General features: G+C 47.5%; 30 protein-coding genes and 2 pseudogenes. 21 read left to right on the top strand and 11 right to left on the bottom strand.

Going from position 1 to position 26,711, the window contains the following annotated elements:
• The first annotated feature begins 157 nt into the window (after positions 1–157).
• Together ACWJJ5_RS02710 and ACWJJ5_RS02705 are read left to right on the top strand one after the other, a co-directional pair.
• Positions 158–955 (top strand): flagellar hook-basal body protein, encoded by a 798-nt coding sequence (locus ACWJJ5_RS02710; RefSeq protein WP_007614310.1) that lies wholly within the window; start codon positions 158–160, stop codon positions 953–955.
• 24 nt (positions 956–979) lie between these two features.
• Entirely contained in the window at positions 980–1,801 is an 822-nt protein-coding gene (locus tag ACWJJ5_RS02705; RefSeq protein WP_146284632.1) for a flagellar hook-basal body protein, read from the top strand.
• A 17-nt stretch (positions 1,802–1,818) separates the two neighbouring features.
• On the opposite strand, the gene ACWJJ5_RS02700 is transcribed toward ACWJJ5_RS02705, so the two are convergent.
• Positions 1,819–2,883 (bottom strand): response regulator aspartate phosphatase, encoded by a 1,065-nt coding sequence (locus ACWJJ5_RS02700; RefSeq protein ID WP_230014629.1) that lies wholly within the window; start codon positions 2,881–2,883, stop codon positions 1,819–1,821.
• 195 nt (positions 2,884–3,078) lie between these two features.
• Between ACWJJ5_RS02700 and fabZ the strand changes: the two genes are divergently transcribed.
• Both fabZ and mscL read left to right on the top strand, forming a co-directional pair.
• On the top strand, positions 3,079–3,504 hold the full coding sequence (gene fabZ, locus ACWJJ5_RS02695) for a 3-hydroxyacyl-ACP dehydratase FabZ (protein WP_003151242.1): 426 nt from the start codon (positions 3,079–3,081) through the stop codon (positions 3,502–3,504).
• Positions 3,505–3,560: 56 nt separating this feature from the next.
• On the top strand, positions 3,561–3,956 hold the full coding sequence (gene mscL / locus ACWJJ5_RS02690) for a large conductance mechanosensitive channel protein MscL (protein ID WP_015418395.1): 396 nt from the start codon (positions 3,561–3,563) through the stop codon (positions 3,954–3,956).
• 45 nt (positions 3,957–4,001) lie between these two features.
• On the opposite strand, the gene ACWJJ5_RS02685 is transcribed toward mscL, so the two are convergent.
• A complete protein-coding gene (locus ACWJJ5_RS02685) occupies positions 4,002–4,412 on the bottom strand; it encodes a YwpF-like family protein (RefSeq protein WP_003151245.1) in 411 nt (136 codons plus the stop codon).
• A gap of 172 nt (positions 4,413–4,584) precedes the next feature.
• Between ACWJJ5_RS02685 and ACWJJ5_RS02680 the strand changes: the two genes are divergently transcribed.
• The 4 genes from ACWJJ5_RS02680 (at position 4,585) to ACWJJ5_RS02665 (ending at position 7,223) form a co-directional block, all read left to right on the top strand.
• Entirely contained in the window at positions 4,585–4,938 is a 354-nt protein-coding gene (locus tag ACWJJ5_RS02680; RefSeq protein ID WP_003151247.1) for a hypothetical protein, read from the top strand.
• Between the two features lie 97 nt (positions 4,939–5,035).
• Positions 5,036–5,377, top strand: a complete 342-nt coding sequence (locus ACWJJ5_RS02675; RefSeq protein WP_003151249.1) for a single-stranded DNA-binding protein — start codon at positions 5,036–5,038, stop codon at positions 5,375–5,377.
• Between the two features lie 209 nt (positions 5,378–5,586).
• Positions 5,587–6,369 carry a DeoR/GlpR family DNA-binding transcription regulator gene (locus ACWJJ5_RS02670; RefSeq protein WP_003151250.1) on the top strand — a complete coding sequence of 261 codons (783 nt, stop codon included), beginning with the start codon at positions 5,587–5,589 and terminating at the stop codon, positions 6,367–6,369.
• A complete protein-coding gene (locus tag ACWJJ5_RS02665) occupies positions 6,366–7,223 on the top strand; it encodes a Cof-type HAD-IIB family hydrolase (RefSeq protein WP_176283579.1) in 858 nt (285 codons plus the stop codon). Before ACWJJ5_RS02670 ends, ACWJJ5_RS02665 begins: the two co-directional genes overlap by 4 nt.
• Positions 7,224–7,336: 113 nt before the next feature.
• On the opposite strand, the gene ACWJJ5_RS02660 is transcribed toward ACWJJ5_RS02665, so the two are convergent.
• Together ACWJJ5_RS02660 and ACWJJ5_RS02655 are read right to left on the bottom strand one after the other, a co-directional pair.
• On the bottom strand, positions 7,337–10,111 hold the full coding sequence (locus ACWJJ5_RS02660; RefSeq protein WP_454022171.1) for a DEAD/DEAH box helicase: 2,775 nt from the start codon (positions 10,109–10,111) through the stop codon (positions 7,337–7,339).
• Complete coding sequence (locus tag ACWJJ5_RS02655; protein WP_069473606.1) at positions 10,098–11,708, bottom strand: SWIM zinc finger family protein; 1,611 nt, start codon at positions 11,706–11,708, stop codon at positions 10,098–10,100. Before ACWJJ5_RS02655 ends, ACWJJ5_RS02660 begins: the two co-directional genes overlap by 14 nt.
• 203 nt (positions 11,709–11,911) lie before the next feature.
• Between ACWJJ5_RS02655 and ACWJJ5_RS02650 the strand changes: the two genes are divergently transcribed.
• The 7 genes and pseudogenes from ACWJJ5_RS02650 to ACWJJ5_RS02620 form a co-directional block, all read left to right on the top strand.
• Entirely contained in the window at positions 11,912–12,055 is a 144-nt protein-coding gene (locus tag ACWJJ5_RS02650; protein ID WP_003151259.1) for a hypothetical protein, read from the top strand.
• Between the two features lie 215 nt (positions 12,056–12,270).
• Complete coding sequence (locus ACWJJ5_RS02645) at positions 12,271–13,017, top strand: YveK family protein (protein WP_278071375.1); 747 nt, start codon at positions 12,271–12,273, stop codon at positions 13,015–13,017.
• Positions 13,004–13,693 (top strand): CpsD/CapB family tyrosine-protein kinase, encoded by a 690-nt coding sequence (locus ACWJJ5_RS02640; protein ID WP_014305982.1) that lies wholly within the window; start codon positions 13,004–13,006, stop codon positions 13,691–13,693. Before ACWJJ5_RS02645 ends, ACWJJ5_RS02640 begins: the two co-directional genes overlap by 14 nt.
• 45 nt (positions 13,694–13,738) lie before the next feature.
• A complete protein-coding gene (locus ACWJJ5_RS02635) occupies positions 13,739–14,503 on the top strand; it encodes a tyrosine-protein phosphatase (protein ID WP_070082497.1) in 765 nt (254 codons plus the stop codon).
• Between the two features lie 199 nt (positions 14,504–14,702).
• Positions 14,703–16,028 carry a UDP-glucose dehydrogenase family protein gene (locus ACWJJ5_RS02630; RefSeq protein WP_077722963.1) on the top strand — a complete coding sequence of 442 codons (1,326 nt, stop codon included), beginning with the start codon at positions 14,703–14,705 and terminating at the stop codon, positions 16,026–16,028.
• 63 nt (positions 16,029–16,091) lie between these two features.
• Positions 16,092–16,523: pseudogene (locus ACWJJ5_RS02625) on the top strand (DUF1963 domain-containing protein); the annotation flags it as partial.
• Positions 16,516–16,578, top strand: a pseudogene (locus tag ACWJJ5_RS02620) (endonuclease V); the annotation flags it as partial. The pseudogenes ACWJJ5_RS02625 and ACWJJ5_RS02620, both read left to right, overlap by 8 nt.
• 86 nt (positions 16,579–16,664) lie before the next feature.
• On the opposite strand, the gene ACWJJ5_RS02615 reads toward ACWJJ5_RS02620, so the two are convergent.
• A complete protein-coding gene (locus ACWJJ5_RS02615) occupies positions 16,665–17,546 on the bottom strand; it encodes a LysR family transcriptional regulator (protein ID WP_077722959.1) in 882 nt (293 codons plus the stop codon).
• Positions 17,547–17,668: 122 nt separating this feature from the next.
• Here ACWJJ5_RS02615 and ACWJJ5_RS02610 point away from each other — a divergent pair, with 122 nt between their 5' ends.
• Positions 17,669–18,214, top strand: a complete 546-nt coding sequence (locus ACWJJ5_RS02610) for a flavodoxin family protein (protein ID WP_101562507.1) — start codon at positions 17,669–17,671, stop codon at positions 18,212–18,214.
• The gene (locus ACWJJ5_RS02605) at positions 18,211–18,429 is read left to right on the top strand and encodes a hypothetical protein (protein WP_025853578.1); all 219 of its coding nucleotides are present in this window, start codon (positions 18,211–18,213) and stop codon (positions 18,427–18,429) included. The genes ACWJJ5_RS02610 and ACWJJ5_RS02605 overlap by 4 nt, the downstream gene beginning before the upstream one ends.
• A 26-nt stretch (positions 18,430–18,455) precedes the next feature.
• On the opposite strand, the gene chrA is transcribed toward ACWJJ5_RS02605, so the two are convergent.
• Genes chrA through ACWJJ5_RS02590 form a run of 3 tightly spaced genes read right to left on the bottom strand, consistent with a single transcriptional unit; the run spans position 18,456 to position 20,069 of the window.
• On the bottom strand, positions 18,456–18,992 hold the full coding sequence (gene chrA, locus ACWJJ5_RS02600) for a chromate resistance efflux protein ChrA (RefSeq protein ID WP_025853577.1): 537 nt from the start codon (positions 18,990–18,992) through the stop codon (positions 18,456–18,458).
• Positions 18,989–19,579, bottom strand: a complete 591-nt coding sequence (gene chrB, locus ACWJJ5_RS02595) for a chromate efflux transporter subunit ChrB (RefSeq protein WP_025853576.1) — start codon at positions 19,577–19,579, stop codon at positions 18,989–18,991. Before chrB ends, chrA begins: the two co-directional genes overlap by 4 nt.
• A 13-nt stretch (positions 19,580–19,592) precedes the next feature.
• The gene (locus ACWJJ5_RS02590) at positions 19,593–20,069 is read right to left on the bottom strand and encodes an Lrp/AsnC family transcriptional regulator (RefSeq protein ID WP_003151298.1); all 477 of its coding nucleotides are present in this window, start codon (positions 20,067–20,069) and stop codon (positions 19,593–19,595) included.
• A gap of 207 nt (positions 20,070–20,276) precedes the next feature.
• On the opposite strand from ACWJJ5_RS02590, the gene ggt reads away from it, so the two are divergent.
• Positions 20,277–21,854 (top strand): gamma-glutamyltransferase, encoded by a 1,578-nt coding sequence (gene ggt, locus ACWJJ5_RS02585; RefSeq protein WP_454022170.1) that lies wholly within the window; start codon positions 20,277–20,279, stop codon positions 21,852–21,854.
• A gap of 11 nt (positions 21,855–21,865) precedes the next feature.
• On the opposite strand, the gene ACWJJ5_RS02580 is transcribed toward ggt, so the two are convergent.
• The 3 genes from ACWJJ5_RS02580 to cotG form a co-directional block, all read right to left on the bottom strand.
• A complete protein-coding gene (locus tag ACWJJ5_RS02580; protein ID WP_414094064.1) occupies positions 21,866–22,210 on the bottom strand; it encodes a DUF4181 domain-containing protein in 345 nt (114 codons plus the stop codon).
• Between the two features lie 164 nt (positions 22,211–22,374).
• Positions 22,375–22,995, bottom strand: coding sequence for a flavin reductase family protein (locus ACWJJ5_RS02575; protein WP_014419051.1), 621 nt, complete (start codon positions 22,993–22,995; stop codon positions 22,375–22,377).
• A gap of 156 nt (positions 22,996–23,151) precedes the next feature.
• Complete coding sequence (gene cotG, locus ACWJJ5_RS02570) at positions 23,152–23,718, bottom strand: spore coat protein CotG (RefSeq protein ID WP_096034907.1); 567 nt, start codon at positions 23,716–23,718, stop codon at positions 23,152–23,154.
• A gap of 140 nt (positions 23,719–23,858) precedes the next feature.
• On the opposite strand from cotG, the gene ACWJJ5_RS02565 reads away from it, so the two are divergent.
• The 3 genes from ACWJJ5_RS02565 to ACWJJ5_RS02555 all read left to right on the top strand — a co-directional run bounded on the left by ACWJJ5_RS02565 (position 23,859) and on the right by ACWJJ5_RS02555 (position 26,685).
• A complete protein-coding gene (locus ACWJJ5_RS02565; RefSeq protein ID WP_015387604.1) occupies positions 23,859–24,953 on the top strand; it encodes a CotH kinase family protein in 1,095 nt (364 codons plus the stop codon).
• A gap of 122 nt (positions 24,954–25,075) precedes the next feature.
• Positions 25,076–25,969 carry a hypothetical protein gene (locus ACWJJ5_RS02560; protein WP_025853571.1) on the top strand — a complete coding sequence of 298 codons (894 nt, stop codon included), beginning with the start codon at positions 25,076–25,078 and terminating at the stop codon, positions 25,967–25,969.
• A gap of 41 nt (positions 25,970–26,010) precedes the next feature.
• A complete protein-coding gene (locus tag ACWJJ5_RS02555) occupies positions 26,011–26,685 on the top strand; it encodes a hypothetical protein (protein ID WP_007407530.1) in 675 nt (224 codons plus the stop codon).
• Positions 26,686–26,711 lie beyond the last annotated feature (26 nt).

The following is a 26,711-nucleotide window of genomic DNA, read 5'->3' as shown; positions in this document are numbered from 1 at the left end:
ACAAAACCTCATTCTGAAAAAGAATGGGGTTTTTTTCTGTCAAACCCTTCACGAACGGGAATGTAAATCCGATAATAAGAAAAAATGCTGATTTTCATTATAGAACAAATGTTCCGGTTAGGCAACTGGAAATAATGCTATTTCAGAGGTGGAAGACTTGTTAAAAGGATTATATACCGCAACGTCCGCAATGATTACACAGCAGAGAAGAACGGAAATGCTGTCAAATAACATCGCAAACGCGAATACGTCAGGGTACAAAGAGGATCAAGGTTCAATCCGCGCCTTTCCCGAGATGCTTCTGAGCCGAATAGAAGGCGACAAAAAAACGAAAATCGGTTCCGTCAACACAGGCGTATACATGCAGGAGCTGAAACCGTTGTTTACGCAGGGAAGCCTGAAAACGACCGATCAGCCGACCGATATCGCGCTTATGGAGAATCAGGTTCCCAAGAATGCCGAAACGAATGAAAACGCCGAGCTGTTTTATCCCGTGCAGACCGCGGGCGGCGTCCGCTATTCAAAAAGCAGCACTTTCTCATTAAATGAAAACAATCAGCTTACGATAAACGGAAACCTTGTTTTATCAACAAACGGACAGCCGATTACAGTCGACAATGAAAAATTCACCGTATCAGAAAACGGAACGGTCACGACAAACGGCCGGCCGGCGGGGCAGATTGACATCAGGATGGAAGAAGACGTGCGCAATCTGAAACGGGACGGCAATGACCTATACAGCACGGCCGACGGCTCTGAACTGCCGAGCGCGGCGGCGAATCCCCAGGTCTCGTATTCATTAAAGCAAGGCGTCTCGGAGCTTTCGAACGTGGACGTGACGAGCACGTATACAGAAATGACGGAAGCATACAGATCATTTGAAGCCAATCAGAAAGTCATTCAGGCTTACGATAAAAGCATGGATAAAGCCGCAAATGAAATCGGCAAAGTGTAACAAAATGGGGGACGTTCAATTATGATGCTCAGATCAATGCTGACGGCTTCAACAGCCTTAAATCAGCTTCAGCAGCAGATGGATACAGTCAGCAGCAACCTTTCAAACAGTGATACGACAGGCTATAAAGCGAGGGACTCCCGCTTTTCCGAGCTGATCAGACAGCAGTATGACCATATAGATGACAAAAAGGAAAATTCGCCGAACATGCGGAAAACGCCGCCCGGCCTGCGTCTCGGCGCCGGGACGGTCATGACTCCGCAGCTGGACTCAGGGCAGGGAAGCATCAAAAAAACCGACCGTGACCTTGATATCGCGTTCACCTCACCTTATCAATATCTTCAGGCAGAAGCGGACGGACGGCGGGTGTATACAAGGGACGGCTCACTTTCCCTCAAGCCGGCCGGCGGAAATGACCGGCTGCTTCAGCTGATGACAGCGGGAGGCAATCCCATTCTCGATGAGAACGGCCAGCCCATACAAATTGACAGTTCGCTGAATCAGCTGAAAATCAGCAAAACCGGAACGCTGACTGCTTCAGACCCGGCAGGAACCCGTTCGCAGACGTTTAATCTCGGCATCGTCAATGTCAATAATCCTCAGGCCCTTCATGCGGAAGGGGATAATCTGTTTTCCGTAAACGGAGCGGGGGCTTCAGCGATTGAAGAGCTTACCGGCGCAAACCGGCAGGCAATCGGCATGGAGCAGGGCGCGCTTGAAAGTTCAAATGTCGATATGTCAAAAGAAATGACCGACTTAATCGTGTCTCAGCGTTCCTATCAGCTGAACAGCCGCACGATTACATTGGGAGACCAAATGCTGGGCTTAATCAACTCAGTCAGATAAAAGAAGGGGCGTTTTGATCAGCCGCGCATGATAAAAAATGCGGCTTTCTCAAAATCGCCCTTTTTTTTGTAGTAATCAGTAATATCCTGAAGCAGCACTTCCAAATCCACCCACGCTTCAATTTTCTGCAGCTCCAGCACGAGCTTCTGCAATCGGTCGTACGGGTCCTCCTGAGCGGTGTACAGTATGTTGAGCGCGGTCAGCTTCAATTTCATAATCTTGTTCTGCACTTTTTCAGATATGTATAAACCTTTCTGCAGCACGGTTTGTCCTTCGGCGGCATATCCGGTTTTAAAAAGTGCTCTGACCGCTTCGTATACACAATGCAGGTAGGAAACGGGAGACTCTTTCTCGAAACGCTGATTGCCCAATACCTTTTTGTAAAAAGGGAGGGCCTCTTTATCTTTTTTCTGGGCGGTCTTTAAAAAACCAAAATTATAATAGGCGTGGCACAGCAGGTTATTGTCATTGATCCGGTCCGTTATCTTTATGGATTCATTAAAGAGCTGTTCTGCGTCTTCATAGCGTGCCTCGTCTATGTAATTCACGGCGAGAAGCAGCCGGCAGCTGAGCGTTTTTTTGATGTAGCCGGCTTCACCTTGATAGATTTCCAGCGCTTTGTTGACATATTGAATGGAGAGCGCAGGCGACTTCATCATGTAATATGCACCCGCTGTTTTATAATAAAATTCAGCGGCTTCGAAACGGTCCTGAATGGCCGGCAGGTACTGTTCAGCTTCTTTAAAGCGGCAGACAGCACGGTTCGGAGCGCCATTCACCATATGGAATAACCCTTTGAAAAAATAGAAATAATAAGTTAATTCATGATCCATCTCATCTTTGCGCCGCTTCAGCTCGCAGAACAATTTAGTCAGACCGTCTTTTTTCTCAAACAGCAGCTGAAACCGTGCGAAAAACAGCTGATATCTGAGATTGAGCTTTGCATTCTTTTGTAATTTGGGGAGATGCTGATTGATTTGTTCGTGAAGGGAACGGGCTAGATCGAATTGGCGTTTTCCCATGGCGTCATACCACTCATTCAGCATCACCAGCGTGCGTTTTTCAGTAAACTTAGCAATCATCTTCCAACCTCTTTGCATAGGGTAAAAATCTTTATTTATCATAACACATTAATGGACGAGGCTCATTGCCAGCTGGTTACAGTTTACAGCGCGGTTGAAAAAGAAATTGATTCATAATATACTTCCAAATGTACAGATTGGTTACCACTTATACCTTCTATACATACTATTGTCGATGAAGGAGATGTCAAGAGAATGCTTGATACTCAGCAAATTAAAGAAATTATTCCCCATCGCTATCCGTTTCTTCTGGTAGACAGAATTACGGAAGTCGAAGAAGGAAAACGGGCGGCGGGATATAAAAATGTGACGGCGAATGAAGATTTTTTTAACGGCCATTTTCCTGAATACCCTGTTATGCCGGGCGTATTAATCGTAGAGGCTTTGGCGCAGGTCGGAGCTGTGGCGATGCTGATTAAAGAAGAAAACCGGGGCAGACTCGCGTTTTTTGCGGGGATTGATAACTGCCGTTTCAAAAAGCAGGTAAAACCGGGTGACAAGCTGGAGCTTGAAGTGGACATTACACGTGCACGCGGTACGATCGGACGCGGAAAAGGCGTTGCCAAAGTTGACGGCGAGCTCGTGTGTGAAGCTGAATTAACCTTTGCGCTCGGAGAATAAAAACAAACAGATGGGCTTATAAAAAAGCCCATTTTGTATAGAAAGGGGTGAATGTAATGTGGTCAGAATTTAAAAGCTTTGCGATGCGGGGCAATATCATGGATCTGGCAATCGGTGTCGTCATCGGCGGCGCTTTCGGCAAAATTGTGACGTCGCTCGTTGAAGACATCATCATGCCGCTTGTCGGCCTGCTTCTTGGCGGTCTTGATTTTTCAGGGCTGGCGGTGACATTCGGCGATGCCCATATCAAGTACGGAAGCTTCATTCAAACGATTGTGAACTTCTTCATTATTTCATTTTCTATCTTTATCGTGATCCGCACAATAGGCAAGCTGAGACGTAAAAAAGAAGCAGAAGAAGAGGCTGAAGAAGCAGAAGACACAGATCAGCAGACAGAACTGCTGACTGAAATCAGAGATCTGCTGAAACAGCGGGCTCCTCACAATGACTAGGGCACAAAAAAAGGCTGGATGATTAACGTCCGGCCTTTTTTATGATTATAATTTTTGTTTAAACGCTTCAATCAGCCGGCTGCCCGAGTAGCCTTCTTTTACGAGCGACTCCAGAATGCTTTCTGATCCGGGGTGGTTTCTTGACACCATTTGACCGTAAATTAAAACTTGTATACTCTTTTCCAGCTCCACGATATTTTTGATGCTTCCCGTCAGCTGGGCGGGGCGGTTGCTTTTTTTCGTAATCGTTACAAACACCTTCGCTTCTTTCTGGCTTTTCATCAGCATGTCAAAAAAAGAAAAGTGTTCGGCCGGGACCAGTGCTTCAATTAACCAGTGATTTTCTCCGTCCTCTTTGTTGATAATCAATCCGTCTAAAAGGGGAAACTGTTCAATCGGCTGATCGTCTTTATCTAAACGTTCCACATTCAGATCAACCAGTTTAAAGGTTTTCATCTCTTATTTTCACCCCTGTTGTCCATGTTTTTCGTTCATTTATTATAACACATATCATTTTTCCCGGGAAAATGCTGTAAGACATGCTTCATCATTTTTGTAGGCGGTCAACATTTAATCATTTCTATTTTTTCATTATAATGTAAAAGAATATGGTCATGGAGAGATGCTTATGAATCAATTGCGCCTGAAGGAAATCTATATAGAAGACGGTTCAAGGCGAAAAGACGATCATTCCTACTTGGTATGCAAAAAGGAAGATTGTGAGGTGCATCTTAACAGAAGGGGAAATGTCGTCTTTTTATATGAAACAAAAGACCGCATGGAACAGTATAAAATTCAGCTTTCACTGACTGATAAAAAGCTGAGTTTTTACTGGTTCGCATGGGACGGCGGAAAGTTTGTCCGCATGTTTGAGAAAGACTGGCTCAAAACGAAACTTTTCTCGCGGCTGCTCAAAAATACATATTACATAAGCGGTCAAAAACAAAAGTTTTTTTTATCAGAAAGAAAAACAAAAACATAAAAGCAGCCTAAACAGATAACGGCTTTTTCCGCTTTTTGCTTTCATGAGCCTTTGTACTACAATGAAGCCAGCCTCGAAAAAGAGAGGAGGAGACGGCTTGTTTAACCACGTTATGCTTGTCGGCCGGCTGACGAAAGACCCGGAGCTCCGTTTTACATCAGCGGGCATTCCCGTCGCGCATATTACGTTGGCGGTAAACCGCAATTTTAAAAGCGCGTCGGGTGAAACCGGAACCGACTTCGTCAACTGCACCATCTGGAGAAAAAACGCTGAAAACACGGCATTGTACTGCCAAAAAGGGTCAATGGTCGGTGTAAGCGGCAGAATCCAGACGAGAAGCTATGAAAAGACAGACGGCGTAAAAGTTTATGTGACCGAGGTCATGGCTGATACCGTTCGGTTTATGGATCAGAAACGGAAAGAGCCGCTGGCTGAATAGCATGCTTTTTTCCTCGATTTCCCGCCTTTCAGCGGGCCCCGCAATACCTCCTTCCCACTCGCCAGTCGAAAGACTGGTTTTTTTGTGCGGAAGCTGAAAAATGGTTAAAAAGAAGTGATTTTGCTTATAAATACTTAAAAACATTGAATATATTGGGATAAAAACTTATAATTACTTACAGATAAGTGACGAAAAAAGGGAATGAGGACGTGTATCAAGAAGAAAGACTGATTGCGATAATGGAATATTTGAAACAGCACCGGCGGATCACCGCAGAACAGATATGTTCGCTGCTTCATATTTCAAGAGATACCGCAAGAAGGGACCTTGTAAAGCTGAAAGAGCGAGGGGCCATTATCAGAACACGGGGCGGCGCGATTCTGCCGTCAGTGAATCAGGAAGTTCCAGGCTATTCGGGCCGGCTGAAAACCGTTTCTGAAGAGAAAAACAAAATCGGCAAGCTGGCCGCATCCCTGATCCATAAAGGGGACCGGATCATCCTGGACACCTCGACAACCGTGCAGGCCTGCGCGGAGCATTTAAATGTCACCGGCTGCACTGTTATTACAAATTCGATCAATCAGGCCGATATCCTTTCCGCAAAAGAGGGAATTGATATTCACCTGCTCGGCGGAAAGCTCCAGAAGGAACACCGGTTTTTATACGGGGCTTCCGTTGTAGAAAAACTGGGGGATTATCACGCTGATAAGGTGCTGATCGGCGTTGTCGGCATCTCGGAAAACGGCCTGACGATTCCGCATGAAGAAGACGGCATGGTAAAGCGTAAAATGATCCGACAGGCTGAACAGGTGATTGCGCTGAGTGATCACTCGAAGCTTGGCCGTACGAGTTTTTATCAGTATGCAGACCTGCACGAGGTTGACCTGCTGATTACCGATCGGCTGCCTGATCAGGATTTTTGCGATCTGCTCGACCGGCACGGCGTAGAATTGCTTGTAACTGAATCTGAAGAAGAGGATGAGGACATGTGAAACTGATTGCCATAGATCTGGACGGCACACTGCTGAACAGCAGTCATCAAGTAAGCGATGAAAACAAGCGGGCTTTAAGGGAAGCCCGGCAAGCGGGAATTGAAATCGTGGTTTCCACGGGACGCGCGCATTTTGATGTGCACTCCATATTCGAACCGCTCGGCATAAAAACATGGATTATCAGCGCAAACGGAGCCGTCATTCATGCTCCTGACGGCAGCCTGTACCACTGTGAAGCGATTGAAGAATCAAGAGCCCGCGGCATTTTGTCATGGCTTGAAGAGAATCAATATTATTATGAGGTGTTTACAAACAAAGCCATCTATACGCCTGAAACCGGCAGGCAGCTGCTCGATATCGAAATGGACCGGGTGAAAAGCGCCAATCCGGAAACCGATCTTTCTGTTTTGGAACAGGCGGCTTCAGTGCAATACAGCCAGTCCGGCTTTGCTTACATTCATTCATACCGTGAGCTCTTTGAGAAAGAAGAGCATCTGGATTTTTATAATATTCTCGGATTTTCGTTTGATGAGCGGAAGCTGAAAGCGGGCTGGGACCGATTCAGCGGTCAGAAAGATCTCACCCTTGTCAGCTCTGCCGATCACAACTTCGAACTGGCGTCTCGAAACGCCTCTAAAGGGCAGGCGCTCAAACGGCTGGCGCAAAAGCTCGGCATTCCGATGGCTGAAACCGCCGCGGTCGGTGACAGCTTAAATGACTATTCAATGCTTCAGGCGGCCGGAAAAGGCATAGCGATGGGGAATGCGAGAGAAGATATTAAAGAGATCGCTGATGCCGTTACATTGACAAATGATCAAAACGGCGTTGCGTATATGATCAGGAATTTACTGTGAAAGGTATGGCGATACTGTTCATGACTGGCGTGACGCATTCATGGCAAATGCGGCGTAACAGTAAGGACGACATAAAAGACCGGCTCTTCCCGAGAGAGCCGGTCTTTTTGCGTTTAATGTGATTGCGCCGATGCGCTGAGGGTGAATAATTCTTCAAGCTCATCGGATGACAGCTCGGTAATCCAATTTTCACTTTGGATAATCTGATCGTTCAAAGTTTGTTTCGTTTCGAGCATGGCATCAATTTTTTCTTCAATCGTTCCCGTCGTAATGAGTTTGTGAACGTGGACGAACCGTTCCTGGCCGATTCGGTAGGCGCGGTCGGTCGCCTGGTTTTCCACCGCCGGATTCCACCACCTGTCATAGTGAATGACATGATTGGCAGCCGTCAGATTCAGGCCGGTTCCGCCCGCTTTCAGTGACAAAATCAGCGTCGGGTATTCTTTCTTCTGGAACCGTTCGACGAGAGAATCGCGTTCCTGCTTGGACAGGCTTCCGTTTAAAAACTGAACCGGTTCTCCGAATGTTTTTTCCAGGAGGCGCTTCATCATGTTGCCCATCTGAATGTATTGGGTGAAAATGAGGCAGCTTTCCCCTTGTCCGCGGATCGCCGCCATTAAGTCAAGCAGCTTTTCCAGTTTGACGGATCTCCCGTTTAACAGCTCTGTCTGTTCTTCCTTCAAATAGAGCGCAGGATGGTCGCATATTTGCTTCAAGCGGCCGAGCATGCTCAGAATCAGCGCTTTCCGCTGCATCCCGGTCAGAGAAGCCATATGTTCAAATGTATCTTTGACAAGCTGTTCATAAAGGGATGCCTGTTCGGCTGAGAGCGGGATAAACTCTTTTTGTTCCAGCTTGTCAGGAAGATTAAGCGCCACTTCTTCATCCCGTTTTGTCCGGCGCAGTAAAAACGGCCGGATTAACTGCTGAAGCTGGTTGATTCTTTTTTCGTCACGGTCTTTTTCAATCGGCAGCACATAGCTTTTATGAAAGCCGGTCAGACTGCCGAGATAGCCTTTGTTCATAAAATCAAAGATCGACCAAAGCTCTGTCAGGCGGTTTTCCATCGGTGTTCCGCTCAGCGCAATATGATGGACGCCTTTCAGCTTTCTGATTGCGCGGGACTGCTTCGTATGCGCGTTTTTAATATTTTGCGCTTCATCAAGGCAGATGGTGCTCCATGTCACGGAAGAAAGCTCTTCCTGATCAGCGTGCGAGAGGCCGTAAGAAGTAAGAACGACATCCGCGTCCTGATAGGCCGGGACAAATGCTTCGCCCTTCGGCCTGCGGGGGCCGTAATGAAGCACGGCCTTCAGCTGCGGCGCGAAGGTCTGGAGCTCACGCTGCCAGTTGCCGAGCACCGATGTCGGCGCAATGATTAAGGCAGGCGCTTTTTGCCGGCCGCTTTCCTTCACATGGAGAAAATAAGCGATCATCTGAATCGTCTTTCCAAGTCCCATGTCATCTGCGAGACAGGCGCCGAAGCCGTTTTCCCGTAAAAACAGAAGCCAGTTCATGCCGTACATCTGATAAGGGCGGAGCTGGCCCTGAAACGCGGCGCTGACTTCATGCTCCGGCAGATCCCCGGCATCCGTCAGTTTGCGGATCAGGCTTCTGAGATGCTTTGATAATTCGATCTTGATCCCGGCAAATGCCGATGAGTCAATGATGTCCGTGTCCTCGGCTCCGTTTTCCCCGTGATCCATCAGTTCGCGCGCCAGCACATCGGACATGTGGAGGCCCTCAGATTCCGCTTTTTCCATCAGTATTTTCATCTGTTTAATAAATTGCGGATCAATTTTCACCCATTGGCCGCGGATGTTGACGAGACGTCTGTTGTTTGCGACAAGCTCATTGAATTCATCCTCTGTCAGCTCAATTCCGTTTGTGGCGAATCTCCAGTTGAAATCAAGCAGAGCGTTCATGCCGACGAAGGACTCGCCCCGCGGGGAGGATGACACTCTCGCCTTGAGCATCATATTGCTGTCCCGGACAATCTGCCACCATGATGGGAGAAGAATCTCCACACCCATATCGACAAGCGTCTCACTCGCTTCCGATAAGAAGATCCAAGCCTCTTCTTCAGAGATCAGCGTCGTTCCTGAATCAAACGAAAGCCAGGGAACCGTTCTGCGGAAGCGGTCCTGTTCGCGCGCGATTTTTCCGCTGTATGCCTGCCACGCTTTTTTCAGACCCTTCAATCCGTCGAAAAAGGTGATGGAGCCGGTTTTTTTCTCACGTAAAAACATCTCGATTTTCCAGTCGTCACCGTCGAAATCAGGCTCGTTTAATCGGAGCCCGACGGTAAACGGCGTCAGATCGTCATGCCAGCCGATTCCCTCGAGAAAATCATCTTCATCCAAAAAGGAGCCTTTAAACGTATGAACGGCCGGCGAACGGGTTTCGATCCGCCGCCATTTTTCCAGCAGGTCATCATTGTACTGAATGTAGTCCTGTACCGCGGCTGAGAACCAGTCTGCCGTAAAGCCTTCCAGCAAAAGCTCGCGGTCTTTGAAGCGCAGGACGCCATTTTGCCATGCGTCATAATCCGGAAGAAAATCGCCGTCGGCAATAAATTCGTATATCGTCGAAGCCGCTTCGATTAACGGTTCCGTTTCCTTTGTCAGCTGCACGGTGCTGAATGAATTGAACGAGTTTTTTCCAAGCAGCTCGACGGTCATCCACGGGCTGAGCAGAACGGCCGGAGTGCCGATGAAGCTGACGTCTTCAAGAAACGTTCCGTAAAAGGTGGACTCATGCCATTGGAACAGATGAGTCTTCATCTGACTGAGAGTAAGCGGCTGCTCCTTCTCATCATGGCTTGACAGCGTAAATGTCCAATCTTCCATTTGTTCTACATGAATGAAAATTTCCTTAAGACTCGCCATCAATCAACTTTCCTTTCTGCAATTCTTCTTGAAGGGCGCGCAGCCTCTTGTAGCTTGCGCTCAGCCGGCTGATATACCGCTCCCAAACCTGCTGTTTTTTTGCCTTTTTATAAAGCGTCCGCAGTTTTTTCAGATGGCGCGCAGCCTCTTTATAGGCGCTGCGGTTTTTTTGGTCGATAAAAAAGGCCGCCGCCCGGTGATAGGAGGGGATGAGCGCTTCCGGATCACTGGCGGCAATTTCCTTCAGGATGTCCTTTTCGATTTCCCAGACGGAAAAACCGACGAGGCTGTGAATCTCCACCCATTCCGCGTACCGCCGTTTTTCGTACAGGTACTGGCTGTATTCGGTAAAGGTATAGGGAAGGCAGCCGGAAGCAAACCGTTCAAACAGCTGATCATCCCGTGAGTGCCGCGCATAATCCGCCAACAGCGCAAACAGCTCTCCGATGATGTCGCGCATTTCTTTAAACGGCTTATCAAGCTTCGTATAGTTCACGGCAAGCGGTTCGATCCGGCCATACCATGCTTTCAGCCGTTTCCAGTCTTTTTTCGCGGTGAGTTCACCGAGCCATTGAAAGGTGTACGGCAGCGCTTCAGGAGGGAAGCGGGATATATCTTCAAAGACCGCTTCATCATCTTTTTGCAAAAAGGCCAGATGAAGCCGTCCGAACCGCACTTCCGGCGAAAAACGGCGCCCGCTTTCCTGTTCGAGAATCTCCTGTTCACGCGCGACCCATTTCGGCCGGTTCAAAAGCGCGCTCCACATTTCACCGAATACCCGGAGTCGTTCGTATTGAAAAAGCTCTTCTTTCACAAGCAGTCTGCGGAGCACCGGAGGCGTCCGGTCTAAAAAAGGATCGAGTGAAAAAGACAAGGCGTACGTTTTCAGTCTGTCAATGGAGGAATAAATCGTATCCATCAGCTGTTCCACGTATGGATTGATGCTGTAATAATCTTTTTCGGCATCCAATCTGCCTGACTCAATCAAAGTGAACATGTGAAGCCAGACGGCAAGCGCCGAATGAATCTGATATAAGCTTTTAAGCTCGGGTTTTTTCGGGGCGTGTTTTTTGAGCGCTGACAGATAGCCGTAATAAAGTCCCTGCATCGTCTGGCTTCCGGCCGGCGTCCGCGCCTCCCACAGCGAGAATTCCGAATCAAAAAAAGCGAGCCAGCTTGACAGCGACTCTTCATTCGGCAGCACTTTTTCCTGAAACTGCCGGCGGACAAGCTCCCTGCTTTCCTCAAGCTTTTCTCTTTCCAGCCAATGTTCGGTAAAGGTACCGACCCGCTCGAATTGGGCATATACGTAAAGAAAAACGGCGAGCACGTGGCGGCAGATCGCCTCAGACGGGCATGCACAGCCGCTTTTCACCATGAAAAATAAGTTCAGCGTGACCCTTACAGGCACAACATCCTGCACATATGCGGAAATCTCTGTCGGGGTTTGAACCTGTATACGATAGACGGAATCCTGCCGATATAAAATGAGTGCTTTCTTCATCAGCTGAACATTGTCTTCATTGTAAGGAAGAAGTTCTTTAAGCTGTTCAGCCGCTGCGAGCACATCTTCTTTAGCAATCATATCCTGAAGCATGATTATCGCTCCTAACGAGTCACAAAATAAAAAGATTCCAATTCCTCTATTATATCGCAACACATGGCCCGGAAAAAGTTTTTCCTAAAAAAGGACATAAAAACCCGAATGTGTCGAATGATGTATTAGAGATTGCAAAACAGCACCCGACAGCATATAATAATCTTGTTTTCAATTTAATGGAAGCCGAAAGGAAACGAATGATGAAGAAAACGAAGTTAGATCAAGAGGAGTTTCTGAAGATTTTAATGCATGCGCACGACATCGGTGAGCAGTCCTCTGAGATGACCACAAAAGAAATGCTTGAGAATTTGATTTCTTATATTAAAAATGGATATGCAACATAAAATCCCGCAGGCTCTTGGCCGCGGGATTTTTTAATCTTCCTGTGACACCAGCATTTAAAGCGCTTACAAATATAAATCAGATTGAAGTGATTGTCTATTTTTGTCGAATTTTGTCATTTGAAAAGGTTAGAAATGACAGTTCAAAGCTGTATAATCGTAATTGGAAAAGATCATTGGAGGGAATGGGAATACACGGAAAGTGATATGGAGGTTATATGGGAGAATCTGCAAGCATAAAGGAAATATTCGCAATACTGAGAAAGCGTCTGCTGTTTATACTTATTATTACCGCGGCGGCATCTTCTGCAGGCGGTCTCATCAGTTTCTTCGCTCTTACGCCGGTCTATGAAAACTCAACTCAAATTTTGGTCAGCCAATCCAAAAACAATCAAAAAGAAGTCCAATTCAATGACGTTCAAACCAACCTCCAATTAATCAACACGTATAATGTCATCATCAAAAGCCCGGTCATCCTCGATGAGGTGATTAAACAGCTGCATCTGTCCATGACTTCGAAAGAGCTGGAATCGAAAATCACGGTATCCAGCGAGCAGGATTCACAAGTCGTGACGATTGCCGTTCGGGATACGGATGCTAAGCGGGCGGCCGTTATGGCAAATGCGGTTGCATCCGTTTTTCAGGACAAGATCACCGCCATCATGAACGTTGATAATGTCAGCATCCTTTCAAAGGCCGAAGCGTCGGACAGCCAGTCACCGGCAGGGCCTAACCGTAAGCTGAACATCGCGCTTGCGTTTGCCGCCGGACTTTTGGGAGGAATCGGTCTCGCCTTTTTGCTGGAACATCTGGATAATACGATCAAATCGGAAGAACAGCTGGAAGCGCTGCTCGGCATCCCGATCCTGGGAACGGTTACTTCAATCAGTACAAAAGACAGCGTTGCCAAAAACGTGAGGATGGCGGAAACCAAACAAGCGGGAGGCGGACATGTTGACGCGTAAAAAAGACAAACCCGGAAAACGAAGCGTGATTGCGATGTCTGAGCCGAAATCCATCAACTCAGAACAATATCGCACGATCCGCACAAACATTGAATTTTCTTCCGTTGATACGGAGGTGAAGTCCCTTTTGATCACATCCGCCGGTCCGGAAGAAGGAAAATCGACAACCGCGGCCAACCTTGCCGTCGTATTTGCACAGCAGGGGAAAAAAGTGCTTTTAATTGATGCGGATCTGCGCAAACCGACGGTTCATTTCACCTTCAAATTGGATAACGGAACCGGATTAACGTCGCTGCTGTTAAAACAGCTGCCGTTTCAGAAAGCCGTCCTGCCGGCTGATGAAGCAAACCTGGATATTTTAACGAGCGGGCCGATCCCGCCCAATCCGGCGGAGCTTTTATCGACGGGTGCCATGAAAGATCTTCTGTCAGAAGCAGCCGCAGTTTATGATAAGGTGATTTTGGATACGCCTCCCGTTTTGGCCGTAGCCGATACGAAAATATTAGGCAGCTACACTGACGGGGCCATTATGGTGATCTCAAGCGGGAAAACGGACAAAGAAAAAGCGGCCAAGGCGAAAGAAGCGCTCGATTACTGCCCGTGCAAGCTCCTTGGGGCCGTTATGAACGGGAAGAAACAAACGAAACATTCGGACTACGCCTATTACGGACAATAATGTCACAATGGGCGCGGTCCATTCTTTTTAAGGAGGGATTGAAATATGATAGATATCCATTGTCACATCCTTCCTTCCATAGACGACGGCGCGGCGGATGATACAGAAAGCCTGAAGATGGCGAGAGAAGCGGTCAGACAGGGGATTGATACGATCATCGCGACGCCGCATCATGTGAAATACCGCTATGACACGGATCGGCATACGGTCAACGAAGCGGTCAGCCTGTTAAACAAACGTTTGAATAAGGAAGGCATTCCGCTGACTGTTCTGCCCGGCCAGGAAATCAGAATAGACGGAGATCTGCTGGCAGGTCTTCAAAGCGGCTCGCTTGCCCCGCTCCATAATACAAAGTATGTGCTCGCGGAATTTCCGGCGGATCATGTCCCGGCCTACGCTGAAAGGCTGTTTTATGAACTGCAGCTGAACGGATATGTCCCCGTCATCGCCCATCCGGAGCGGAACAGGGAAATTCGCGAAAACCCTTCCGTCCTTTACAGTCTTGTGAAGAAAGGGGCGGCCGCCCAAGTGACGGCCGGCTGCATTGCCGGAGCATTCGGGCGGAAAGCGAAATCCTTTTCGCTGCAGCTGATGGAAGCGAATTTGATCCACTTTCTCGCATCTGACGCCCATAACCTCGGACCGAGGAATTTTTATTATCAGGAGGCGCTCGGCGTTCTGAAAAAAGAAGCAGGGGCGGAGCTGATTTACATGCTTACGGAAAATGCGGCGCTTCTCACTGAAAACAAAGCCGTTTATAAGGAACCTCCGCTGCCTGTGGCCCGCCGTAAGCGCTGGGGTCTTTTTTAATCGTCGTCTCCATCCCGTTTAAATGAAGCGTAAGCGGCTGTTTTGCAAGATGATTCGTTTATGCTTATGCTATTATCAGCGGCCGGCGCCGTTTTTTCTTATCATGGCCTCAGGCTTCCGGCATTCCGCCGGCGCCGGGATCATATGATAATAACGGTAAGCTGCCCAGCAGCAATTTCTAAACGGTTGGGGGAACACGATGAAAATAACAGTGATCGGAACAGGCTACGTCGGTCTTGTGACAGGAGTGTCTCTTTCAGAAATCGGCCATGACGTAACATGCATAGATATTGACGAACGTAAGGTTGAGCAGATGAGAAAGGGATTGTCCCCTATCTTTGAACCGGGCCTTGAAGATATGATGAAACGAAATATCGGCCGGCATCGGCTGGCATTTGAAACGAGCTACGAAAAAGGGCTTGCGGAAGCGGACGTTATTTTTATAGCGGTCGGAACGCCGCAAAAAGAAGACGGGCACGCAAACCTTACTTATATTGAAAATGTCGCCGAACGGATTGCCGAACATATTTCTAAAGATGCGATCGTCGTGACAAAAAGCACGGTTCCCGTGGGAACGAATGACAGGATCAGCGAAGTTATTCATTCACGGCTGAGAGCGGACGTGAACATTTCAATCGCCTCGAATCCGGAATTTCTCCGTGAAGGTTCGGCGATTCACGATACCTTTCACGGCGACCGCATCGTGATCGGGACGGAAGACCGGCAGACGCGGGAAACGCTTGACCGGGTTTTCGCGCCGCTTGCGATTCCGGTATATCATACGGACATCAGAAGCGCTGAGATGATCAAATATGCGTCAAACGCATTTTTAGCGGCAAAAATCAGTTTTATTAATGAAATTTCTCATATATGTGAAAAAGTCGGTGCGGATGTGGAATCAGTCGCACACGGAATGGGATTGGATAAACGGATCGGCAATCAATTCTTAAGAGCCGGCATCGGTTACGGCGGTTCCTGTTTTCCGAAGGATACAAACGCCCTCGTGCAGATCGCGGGACATGTGGAGCATGATTTTGAATTGCTGAAGTCCGTCATTAAAGTCAACAATAACCAGCAGTCCATGCTGGTTGATAAAGTGCTGAACAGGCTGGGCGGTGTGACGGGGAAAACCATCGCGTTATTAGGACTGTCTTTTAAGCCGAATACAGATGATATGCGGGATGCCCCGTCCATTGTCATTGCGGATCGTCTGGCGGCTCTTGACGCCCGGATGACAGCGTACGATCCGATCGCTTCATTCCGGGCTTCCGGGCTGCTTCCGGCTGCGGTTTCCTATCGGGAGTCCATAGAAGAAGCCGTCAGGGGAGCGGATGCCGTCCTGATTCTGACAGATTGGGAACAAATTAAACACTTCCCGCTTGAAGCGTACAAAGAGCTGATGGAAACCCCGGTTATTTTCGACGGGAGAAACTGCCACTCGCTTGAGGAAGCGGAACAGGCGGGCGTGGAATATATCTCAATCGGAAGAAGAGCCGTCGTGCCTCAGACTGATTCTGTCACTTGAAAGGCCGGCGGTCCGCGCCGGCCTTTTATCATACAATCATTAGAGACGAAGGAGATATTAATCGTGGAAAACACATGGAAATTGCCGAAGCAAATGGAATCATCCCGCGGTCTGCTGGAAACGTCAGCACGGCCCTTTATCAAACTGCACGTCAAAAAAGCTGAAACGGGACGGTATGACAGTAAAATTGCCGGAGACCCCTATTTTCCGAAACATGAACCATACCCTGAAGATGAAAGCGGCAGGCCGATGAAGCTTCTCGCCCAAATCAATTTTGCGGATATGCCCGGACTACCTGATTTTCCGGACACCGGCATTCTTCAGTTTTACATATCGGTCAGTGATGACGTATACGGTTTGAATTTTGACGACGGGTGCGCGCAAACGGGTTTCTGCGTCAAATATTTTGAGCACGTGACAGATCGGGAAGAGGAGCTCATGGATGATTTTTCTTTCGTTCAGGTTGAAGAGGAGTACGATTTTCCGAGTCCGTCTGGCTGACCTTGAAACGCATGTTTTGCGAACGTTTTATCGGAAAAATCACGTGTAACACTTGGGGCTTTAAGCCACCAAGTGTTTTTTTTGTATGCCTGGTGTCCGCTTTATTAAAAACTTTGTCGTCCTTGCAGCAGGTTTTTATTTAAATGTTTTTCGCGTCAAATCGATAAATGCCTTTAATGGTGCAGACATCCACTTGTCCTTATGCCATGCTAATTGAGTAAAAACGGGGCATTCATTCTGCCAGTTGAGTTCTTTCATCCGTCCTTCGGCAATATCGTCTTTTACTGTCATTTCAGGCAATAGTCCAATTCCGAGTCCGGCCATCACGCATTGTTTGATGGCTTCTATGCTGACGAATTCTAATTTATTAGGGTAGACTCCGGCGTCATGTAAAGTGTTCTCAAAGAGCGTGCGATATGAACAGCCGTCCTCTGTCAGCAGAAGGGTTTCGTTTTGAAGATCCTTCAATGTTGCTGGTGAATCTGCTGGAAAAGGATGGTCATTGGCGGCTACCATTTTGATTTCATCCTGAATCAGAGATTCAACGTGCAGTGCGTCTTCCGTTCGGTTCACATCCAAAATGAAAGTGATATCAAGCTGGCCCTGCAAGAGCTGTTCTTTCGCTTGTTCGTTGGAAATATACGGTTTGAATATGAGCTTTACTTGAGGAAAAGCCTGTTTGAATTCTTTTATGATAGGCGGAAGGCGGTATGTGCACTGGCTTTCCGTCGCGCCGATTTTCAAGGTTCCGGTTGTTTCTCTTGCTTGATTTGCGGCCATTTTTGCTTCTTCTGTTAACGCAATGATCTTCTCCGCATAGGATTTGAACGTTTTGCCGGCTTCTGTCAGGAAAAGCCGCTTGCCGAGCCGTTCAAATAAAGGAGTCCCGATTTCTTCTTCCAGTGATTTGATCTGAGAGGTAACGCTTGATTGTGCATAGTTAAGCATCTTGGCCGTTAGGGTGAAGTTTACGTGTTCTGCTGCGGTAATAAAGGTGATCAGCTGCTTCAATTCCATTGGATCTCGCCCTTTCTAAATCGGTTTTATCGATTGAAACAATCGAAATAATCATCTGTATTGATTGATGAATCCATTATATGATGAAGAAAATCATTCGTAAACAAAGGAGCAGATGCATCATGAAAATTGCGGTTATTAATGGCGGAACCCGGTCTGGCGGAAATACGGATATTCTTGCGGAGAAGGCTGTTCAAGGATTCGATGCGGAGCACATTCATTTGCGGAAATATCGGATACGGCCAGTTGAAGATCTGCGTCACGCCCAAGGCGGCTTTCGCCCTGTTCAAGATGACTGCGATTCTATTATTGAGCGGATTTTGCCGTGCGATATTCTTGTATTTGCCACCCCAATTTATTGGTTTGGCATGTCAGGGACATTAAAGCTGTTTATTGATCGCTGGTCACAGACGCTGAGAGATCCGAGGTTTCCTGATTTTAAACAGCAAATGTCAGCGAAGCAGGCATATGTAACAGCAGTGGGAGGGGACAATCCTAAACTAAAAGGGCTGCCGCTGATTCAGCAATTTGAACATATTTTTCATTTTATGGGGATGTCCTTTAAAGGCTATGTGCTGGGAGAAGGCAATCGTCCCGGTGATATTCTTCATGATCATCAGGCTTTGTCTGCTGCGAGCCGTTTATTGAAAAGAAGTGATGCGATATGAAGCTGCTGCTGGTTATCTCTGGTATATTGATTCTTGCACTCTTTCTAGCTTGGAAAGCGCCGACTTCTGTTTGGGTACAGGCTGAAACCAATTCGCCTCAGGTTCAGCAATCTGTGAGAATGGCAGGCGCAACGCTGCAAGTCAAGCAAATCATCAAGAGTGATGCAGGAGAAGAAACAGTTGTCATATCAAACGGTATTTCCGGGCCAAAATAAAAAAGCACCTGTCCAGGTGCTTTTCTTTATAAATGAGGGATCACAAGCCCTCCATACAAAAACGCCGCGATAATCAGGAAGGCCGGATGCATCTTGAATTTTGTCAAGGCAAGGAGGGAGATCCCCGCAATCACTATCGCTTGAACCCAGCCGATCGCTTTGATGCCGTCTGCGCCGATTTGCCAGGTAAGAATGAGCATCATGACGGCGATGACAGGCTGGACGGACAGCGTCATACCTTTGATGACGGGGGATTGGCGGAAGCGCTGAATGATGCGCAAGAGGACGATCAATGCGAGCGCCGACGGTACGACGGTGGCGATCAGCGCAATCAGGAACCCGGGCCACCCGCCTGCGCTGTAGCCGACATACGCCGCGATTTTGGTTGCGATCGGGCCCGGCAATGCGTTCGCAAGTGCGAGCATATTTGAGAATTGATCGTTTGAGAGCCACCTGTATCTGTTGACGACTTCTTCAAACATCAGCGGGATCGACGCCGGTCCGCCTCCATATCCGAGTACGTTTGCGACAAAAAACGCCATAAATACATAAATCAAGATCATGAGGCAGACATTCCTTTATCTTTTGAACGTTTATTTGTGATTTTGTCCTTTAATTTAAAATGAAACGCGCCGTACGCTAAGAAAATGATAATGACAAAGCCGGGATTGATCTGTAACGTTTGCAGGCCGATAAAAGCGATGATAAAAAACAGGATGCCCGTGACCCAGCCGAAACCTTTAAGCGCTTTTTGGCCAAACTCGTACGCCATGATGCCGAGCATGACGGCGATCACCGGTGTTACGGCGCCAATCATGCCGGCAACGATTGCTGAGCGGCTTAAGACATTGACAGCCGCAAACAAGCCCGCCATAGCGAGACATGTAGGCAGAATATGTGCGAGGGTTGCCGCGATTGCGCCTAACGTGCCTTTCAGCTTGAAGCCCAGATACGCCGCCATTTTTGTGGCAATCGGTCCGGGAAGCGCATTAGCGATCGCTAATATTTCTCCGAATTCATCATCATCTATCCATTTGTATTTATTGACGGCTTCATGGCGGATGAGCGGGATCACCGACGGGCCGCCTCCGAATCCGAGAATGCCCGTTCGGACCATCGCCGCCGTAATGTCCCAATAGGGATGTTTCATGGCTATGTCCTCCTTACAGCTTCATGCCCGTTCTGCTTTTATACCGTTTAATCAGCATTTGGCAGTCGACGCTGACGACGCCTTTTTGCGTATAGAGCCGTTTTGTCAAAAACTCTTCCATCTCCTGATCATTTGCGAAAATGCCGTGCATATGCAGCTTGCTCGGTCCGGTCATATGATAAAGGCTTGTCACCGCCGGCTCCTTTTCAAGCTTTAATGCGGTTTCCTCCAAATACTGCGGCTCCACCTCCACGTTAAAAAACACGGACACATGACGGCCGATTTTCGCCGGGTTGATGACAGCGGTGAATTTTTCAATCACACCGGCATCCAGTAAATGCTGAATGCGGTGCTGAACCGCCACTCGCGACAGGTTAACCCGCTTTCCTAAGTCTGTATAGGAAATCCTCCCTTCCTCGTGCAAAATCGAGAGAATCTGTTTATCCGTTTCATCAAGGACAAGATTCGGAATGCTGTACTCATGTTCCAACCGGCTTCACCTTCCTTCATTTGGTGGATATTATTGTATCATGAAATGTTACGGTATGAAGGAGAAATTTTTTTAATGTTTTCGTTACGTAATGATTAAGGATTATTTCTTATCGGAAAGTAAATAGTGTGTGAGCTTTTCTTTCAGGAAAGTGGATGCCGGCGATGCCGCTTTTTATACTTGAGAAAATTTGTAAAGGGGCTTGCCATGAATACTTCAACCATCGGAACGAAACAAATGGTCGTCAGTCCGCATTATCTTGCTTCTCAGGCGGGGGCCGGCATTCTGGAAAAGGGCGGAAACGCGTTTGACGCGGCAGTGGCGGTCAGCGCCTGCCTGGCAGTCGTGTATCCGCATATGACGGGTCTTGGCGGGGATTCATTTTGGCTCACTTACCATAAAGAAACGGGACGAATCAAAGCTTATAACGGGAGCGGCCGTTCAGGGAAGCATGTGACGAGAGACTTGTATCGGGGCAGAGAAGCGATCCCTCTGCGCGGGCCAGAAAGCGCCATTACCGTTCCGGGAATGGCGGACAGCTGGGATGCCGTGCTTTCGGCGTACGGGCGTCTTTCGCTCGCTGAGGTGCTGAAGCCTGCTCTTGATTATGCGGCAAACGGATTTCCAGTGTCCGCCGACCAGTGCGCCCACACAGAACGCAATCTCGCTCTTTTAGCCTCGACGCCTTACACCTCGGCCATTTTTACGAGAAACAAAAAAGCGCCCATGCCCGGTGAACGGTTTGTCCAGAAGGATCTGGCGGCCAGCTTGGAACAGCTTGCCGAGAAAGGCAGAGGCGCTTTTTATGAAGGAGATCTCGCTCAAAGCATCACATCCTTTCTGCAAAACAACGGCAGCCGTCTGACACTTGATGACTTTAAAGCCCACCGCGGCGAGTGGACGAACCCGGTATCCTCTGATTACCGCGGGTACCGCATCTATCAGGCTCCGCCGAATTCACAGGGCTTTACAGGCTTAATGACGCTCAATATATTGGAAAACTATGATTTTTCTCAGATTGAACACGGCTCCTTTGAATATTATCATCTGCTGATCGAGGCGCTGAAGAAGAGTTTTCAGCACCGGAATGAAGTGCTGACTGATCCGGCATTTTCTCATATTCCGCTGGACCGGCTGCTTGATAAACGGTATGCAAAGCAGCTGGCGGAAGAAATCGGTTACACGGCTGCGCCGGCGGTAAGCCGTCCGGTCGGAAGCGACACTGCTTATGCCGCCGTCAGAGATGCGGAAGGAAATGCCGTTTCCTTTATACAGAGCCTCTATTTCGAGTTTGGATCTGCCGTTACGGCGGGGGAGACAGGTATTTTACTGCAAAACCGCGGGTCATTTTTTTCGCTGGATGAATTCCATGTCAATACGCTCGAACCCGGCAAGCGGACGTTCCACACCCTCATGCCGGCGATGGCCTGTAAAGAAGGAAAGCCGCACATCCTGTACGGAACCCAGGGAGGAGAAGGCCAGCCGCAAACTCAGACAGCGATGATTACGCGCATCATTGATTACAAAATGGACCCGCAGCAGGCGATCAATGAGCCTCGCTGGGTCTGGGGACGGACATGGGGAGAGGAGTATGAAGGGCTGAGGGTTGAAAGCAGAATCAGCCCTGAAACGAGAGAAGCCCTAAGGCAGAGCGGCCACCGCGTCGAGACCGTTGGTGATTTTGACGGGCTTATGGGCCATGCGGCAGTGATCGTCATTGATGAAGAAGGCTTTCTCCAAGGCGGGGCCGACCCGCGCGGCGACGGAGCGGCCGCAGGAGTATAGAGCATGATACGCTAACTGATGAAAAAAATAAGCACGCCAAGAGCGGCAGAAAGACCTGCGTAAAACGAATCGTACACATATTGCTTTTCCTCCCGCCGGTGCCGCCATTCCATTAAGCCGCTGCAGCAAAATAGCATGAAAACAACTCCCGCAAATACGTACATTTCATTGAAAAAAGTCACCGCTGCGATGCCCGTAATAAGCAGTGTGATTTCGATTAATCGATATGTGCTGTTTATCGGCTTCTGCTTTTTAACAGGATTTGGAAAATGGAGAACTTTGACGGCAAATACTTGAAACATAAGGCTGAGCAAAATAAATACGGCTGAAAAAATCAGTAACTGAATGAAATCCATCGTCTGCCTCCTAAAAATGTGTCACTCGTTTCATACGGGTGAGGGCCTTGCAAGTTTCAGCATTCTATAAGACATTAGGCGGAGTTTAATGGTAAAAGACTCAAAAAGACCCCTTTCGAAAGGGGTCTTTTTGACTAGTTTCTTCTATTATAATAGTTCCTGCTTCAGGTCGGGCGGACGAGCGTATATGTCTTCCCGAGTCTGGCGTATTCATTCCCCGCGAGCCTTGCCGCAGGCTTCAGCTCATCTGTCCGTATGTAGCCTTTATCGGCGTCATATACTTGGTCATTCAAATGAAAACAAACGACTCTGCCGATGATGAGGTCTGTCGTCGTTTCTCCGCTGTCATTTTGAAACGGAAGATGGCGTTCGAGTATACATTCAAACCTGACTTTTGCTTCTTTTATACCGGGTACGCTGATGCAGGCGCTGTCTGTCACAGAAAGGTCTGTCATGCCAAGTTCACTGACATCAGGATCAAGCCTTGCCGCCGTTTTGTTAATGTCTTCAATAATGGACTCATCACTGACGTGCACCACGAATTCCCGATGAGCGATTGCGTTTCTCGCGGTGTCTTTCTGCCGTCCGTCCGCGCGGCTGACAGAGATGGCCAGAAGCGGCGGTTCTGCGGAGACAACGTTATAGAAACTGAAGGGCGCCGCGTTTACGGCGCCGTTGATGGATGACCGCGTCGTGACAAATGCGATCGGCCGGGGAACGACTGTGCCCGAAAGCAATTTGTAAGTGTCTTTTGCGTTCAGTTCGTCTGCTCGTAAGATATGCATGATTTCGGCCGCCTTTCTTTATCGTATGACCTGATTATACAGAAAGAAAATTCGGAAACACAACAAAAGAAAACCGGCTGCATATCTTATCACGTGGCATATATCTGATTGAGGAAAAAGGCTTCCGTTTAGCCGGCAGCCTATTTACAAATGGCGTTACTTGTAGTTTTTCTTTACAACCCAGATGTTCCCGTCTTTCCAGTACTCTGTTTTGCTGCAGTAATCGTCTTTTTTGCAAGGGTCTTTTTTATGAGGACGATAAGGTTTTTTCTGCGTGCGTTTTTTCTTGCGGCGGCATGATTTTTTGTGGCTGCGAGATTTTTTGTGAGAGCGGCACGATTTTTTACGGCTGCGAGATTTTTTGTGAGAACGGGACTTTTTATGGCTGCGGGATTTTTTGTGAGAACGGGATTTTTTATGGCTGCGAGATTTTTTGTGAGAACGGGATTTTTTATGGCTGCGAGATTTTTTGTGAGAACGGGATTTTTTATGGCTGCGAGATTTTTTGTGAGAACGGGATTTTTTATGGCTGCGAGATTTTTTGTGAGAGCGGCACGATTTTTTATGGCTGCGAGATTTTTTGTGAGAGCGGCACGATTTTTTATGACTGCGAGATTTTCTCTTCTTACTGCTTTTTGGTTCTTGGTACAAATAATCTTCCAATCCCTCGGTGCTTGCGGACTTTACTGCTTCTTCGATATCAGAATGGGAATAGTGGCCCATTTTGAAACCTCCTCATGATATATGTTTTAAGGATGCGATCCTTACTACCACATAGTACGCATGAATGAAAAAAGTGTATGTGTGATTCGCTGAGTTTTATATAAAAAGCACAGCCTAAATTAATACAGGGAGGGTTACTGATGAAAGACCAATCAACATTGCCTCTGTACCAGCTGTTTATTCACCCGAAAGACTTAATGGAGCTGAAAAAAGACATTTGGGATGATGATCCGGTGCCCGCGGTGCTGAGAGTGAATCAAAAACGGCTTGACATTGATCTGGCGTACCGCGGCTCTCATATAAGAGATTTCAAGAAAAAATCGTATCACATCGCTTTTTATTCGCCGAAAACATTTCGCAGGGCGAAAGAGATACATTTAAACGCTGAATACAAAGATCCGTCGATGATGAGGAATAAGCTGTCTCTCGATTTCTTCGCGGAGCTTGGGACGCTGTCACCAAAGGCGAATTTCGTAACCCTGCAAATCAATGGCAGACATGAGGGGGTGTATCTTGAGCTGGAGTCAGTGGATGAATATTTTCTGGCGAAACGGAATTTGGCGGAAGGGGCTGTTTTTTACGCGGTTGATGACGACGCCAATTTCTCCCTCGTCAGTGATCTGGAGCGGGATACAAAAACATCGCTCGAACTTGGTTATGAAAAGAAAACGGGAACGAAAGAAGACGATTTATACTTGCAGGACATGATCTATAAAATTAATACCGTGCCGAAGTCAGAGTTCAAGGGGGAGATCGTCAAACACTTGGACGCCGATAAGTATTTGCGGTGGCTTGCGGGCATCGTGTTTACCTCAAACTACGATGGGTTTGTTCATAATTACGCTTTGTACCGGAATCATGAAACGGGACTTTTTGAAGTCATTCCGTGGGATTACGATGCGACATGGGGAAGAGACATTCACGGTGATCGGATGGACGCCGATTATGTCAGAATACAAGGGTTTAATACCTTGACTGCAAGGCTTCTGGATGAACCGTATTTCCGCAAAGCGTACAAACAGCTTTTGGAAGAAACGCTTCAGACCCGGTTTACCATTGAACATATGAAGCCGAAGGTCATGTCACTGTATGAGCAGATCAGGCCGCATGTCGCAAAGGATCCTTATAAGAAAGAGGAGATTGATTGCTTTGACCGGGAGCCTGATGTGATTTGCGAATACATTAAGGAGCGGTCCGCCTTCATCAGCAGTGAGTTAGAGCGGTGGAATATCTGATTTGGAAATGAAGAAAGATTTTTTACAAATAGGCTGGTGAATCAGTTCCCGAAAATAATCGTGATACGTATATATGCATTATGCTTTTTACATTATGAGAAAAATGACTAGGAGGATAATAGATGAAACGCAATACGAAGCGGCATCGGTCTGATGACAACTTTTTGCATGCAATGGAAGGAAAAGTAATTACTGTCTACCGGGGAGGCCCGGAGTCCAAGACAGGGAGATTAGCAGACATTCAATCGGATTATATCGCTCTTCAGGTTGATAATAAAATCGTTTATTATCAATGGAAACACGTGAAAAGTGTGACGGAAAATACGAGTGAAACCGTATCGCCGGCCGAAGCGGCAGAATGTGAAAAAGCTGATGATTTTCAAGACCTGATCAGCCGGATGACCAATCGCACGGTGCAATTGAATCAGGGAGGTCCCGAATCGAAAAGAGGAAAGCTTCACGAAACAGGGGATGATTTTCTCGTGCTGGAAACGGAAGATGACGGAATCGTATATTTTAACGCCGACCATGTCAAAAGCATCAGCGCGGAACAAGAAGAGGACGGCCAAGAGGAGGAGCGCCCGGAATTTGAAATGGCTGATGATTTTCACGGCATATTTAAACGCCTGATCCACAAATGGGTATCCATCAACCGCGGAGGTCCTGAAGCCGTTGAAGGTATACTTGTGGATAATTCCGACGGCCACTACACTCTTGTGAAAGATAAAGAAGTGCTGCGGATCTATCCTTTTCATATCAAGAGCATCAGCGAAGGGGCAAAAGGAGCAGCTAAAAAAGAGGAGAATAAAGACGACGAGAATAAAGGTGAGAAAGAGAGCGCCGAAGAAGAAAAGTCACATGAAGAAGAATCACGCGAAGAGCAGCGTACTTCCTCTAAAAAGTCGAAAAGATCATCAAGATCCGTTCGATCCTCAAAACGGGAGGAAGAGAACTCTTATAGCTACGCCACTGTATTAAGGACAATAGATTATCGGTGGAAACACGGCCGTAAATGATTGGAAAGATTGTCCGTAAACGCGGGAGAGGGGGGAATGAAATGGCTGGATTAAGCAGATTTCTGGATAAACAAGTCGATATTGAGATATCGGGGAATACGACATTTTCAGGAACTCTTTTGGATATCGGTCAGGATATCATTGTGATTCATGACGGCCGGACGTTTCTTTATATTCCGCTGCTGCATCTTCAGAGGATGACATTGACGCTCCCGGACGAAGAGAATAAAGAACCGTACGCAAGAAAAAAAAGTCCGCATCCCGAAAAACAGGAACATTCATTTTCTTACCGGAATACCCTCCAGCATATAAAAGGCAGATTTACAGAAATTTTCGTCACGGGAGACCGTTCCATCCATGGGTATGTGACAAGTGTTTTAAATGATTATTTTGTTTTCTTCTCTCCGGTTTATAAGACTCTTTTCATCTCGATGCATCATTTGAAATGGCTGACACCCTATTCCGATGAGCAGACGCCGTATACTTTAAACAGTTCAGAGCTGCCGGTTGTTCCCGCTAATGTGCCCCTTGTCCGGAATTTTGAGGAGCAATTAAAAAGATATATCGGGAAGCTGATTATTCTGGATTTAGGAGATATACCGAATAAAGTGGGGCTGTTACAGGATGTCTCAGATAATATTCTTGAATTGACCAATGCAGACGGCGATACTGTTTTTTGGAAATTGAATCATTTAAAAACCATGCACCTGCCATAAATGATAAAACTGCCTCTCTTATACAG

This window comes from Bacillus sp. JK74, from assembly GCF_053663395.1.
This window is presented reverse-complemented; position numbering and strand designations above follow the sequence as displayed.

Bases quoted from the DNA above. Each gene is read 5' to 3' on its own strand.
- ACWJJ5_RS02705 (WP_146284632.1), top strand. From the start codon at position 980: ATGCTCAGATCAATGCTGACGGCTTCAACAGCCTTAAATCAGCTTCAG.
- ACWJJ5_RS02700 (WP_230014629.1), bottom strand. From the start codon at position 2,883: ATGATTGCTAAGTTTACTGAAAAACGCACGCTGGTGATGCTGAATGAG.
- fabZ (WP_003151242.1), top strand. From the start codon at position 3,079: ATGCTTGATACTCAGCAAATTAAAGAAATTATTCCCCATCGCTATCCG.
- mscL (WP_015418395.1), top strand. From the start codon at position 3,561: ATGTGGTCAGAATTTAAAAGCTTTGCGATGCGGGGCAATATCATGGAT.
- ACWJJ5_RS02685 (WP_003151245.1), bottom strand. From the start codon at position 4,412: ATGAAAACCTTTAAACTGGTTGATCTGAATGTGGAACGTTTAGATAAA.
- ACWJJ5_RS02680 (WP_003151247.1), top strand. From the start codon at position 4,585: ATGAATCAATTGCGCCTGAAGGAAATCTATATAGAAGACGGTTCAAGG.
- ACWJJ5_RS02660 (WP_454022171.1), bottom strand. From the start codon at position 10,111: ATGGCGAGTCTTAAGGAAATTTTCATTCATGTAGAACAAATGGAAGAT.
- ACWJJ5_RS02655 (WP_069473606.1), bottom strand. From the start codon at position 11,708: ATGCTTCAGGATATGATTGCTAAAGAAGATGTGCTCGCAGCGGCTGAA.
- ACWJJ5_RS02650 (WP_003151259.1), top strand. From the start codon at position 11,912: ATGAAGAAAACGAAGTTAGATCAAGAGGAGTTTCTGAAGATTTTAATG.
- ACWJJ5_RS02645 (WP_278071375.1), top strand. From the start codon at position 12,271: ATGGGAGAATCTGCAAGCATAAAGGAAATATTCGCAATACTGAGAAAG.
- ACWJJ5_RS02640 (WP_014305982.1), top strand. From the start codon at position 13,004: ATGTTGACGCGTAAAAAAGACAAACCCGGAAAACGAAGCGTGATTGCG.
- ACWJJ5_RS02635 (WP_070082497.1), top strand. From the start codon at position 13,739: ATGATAGATATCCATTGTCACATCCTTCCTTCCATAGACGACGGCGCG.
- ACWJJ5_RS02630 (WP_077722963.1), top strand. From the start codon at position 14,703: ATGAAAATAACAGTGATCGGAACAGGCTACGTCGGTCTTGTGACAGGA.
- ACWJJ5_RS02615 (WP_077722959.1), bottom strand. From the start codon at position 17,546: ATGGAATTGAAGCAGCTGATCACCTTTATTACCGCAGCAGAACACGTA.
- ACWJJ5_RS02610 (WP_101562507.1), top strand. From the start codon at position 17,669: ATGAAAATTGCGGTTATTAATGGCGGAACCCGGTCTGGCGGAAATACG.
- ACWJJ5_RS02605 (WP_025853578.1), top strand. From the start codon at position 18,211: ATGAAGCTGCTGCTGGTTATCTCTGGTATATTGATTCTTGCACTCTTT.
- chrA (WP_025853577.1), bottom strand. From the start codon at position 18,992: ATGATCTTGATTTATGTATTTATGGCGTTTTTTGTCGCAAACGTACTC.
- chrB (WP_025853576.1), bottom strand. From the start codon at position 19,579: ATGAAACATCCCTATTGGGACATTACGGCGGCGATGGTCCGAACGGGC.
- ggt (WP_454022170.1), top strand. From the start codon at position 20,277: ATGAATACTTCAACCATCGGAACGAAACAAATGGTCGTCAGTCCGCAT.
- ACWJJ5_RS02580 (WP_414094064.1), bottom strand. From the start codon at position 22,210: ATGGATTTCATTCAGTTACTGATTTTTTCAGCCGTATTTATTTTGCTC.
- ACWJJ5_RS02575 (WP_014419051.1), bottom strand. From the start codon at position 22,995: ATGCATATCTTACGAGCAGACGAACTGAACGCAAAAGACACTTACAAA.
- cotG (WP_096034907.1), bottom strand. From the start codon at position 23,718: ATGGGCCACTATTCCCATTCTGATATCGAAGAAGCAGTAAAGTCCGCA.
- ACWJJ5_RS02565 (WP_015387604.1), top strand. From the start codon at position 23,859: ATGAAAGACCAATCAACATTGCCTCTGTACCAGCTGTTTATTCACCCG.
- ACWJJ5_RS02560 (WP_025853571.1), top strand. From the start codon at position 25,076: ATGAAACGCAATACGAAGCGGCATCGGTCTGATGACAACTTTTTGCAT.
- ACWJJ5_RS02555 (WP_007407530.1), top strand. From the start codon at position 26,011: ATGGCTGGATTAAGCAGATTTCTGGATAAACAAGTCGATATTGAGATA.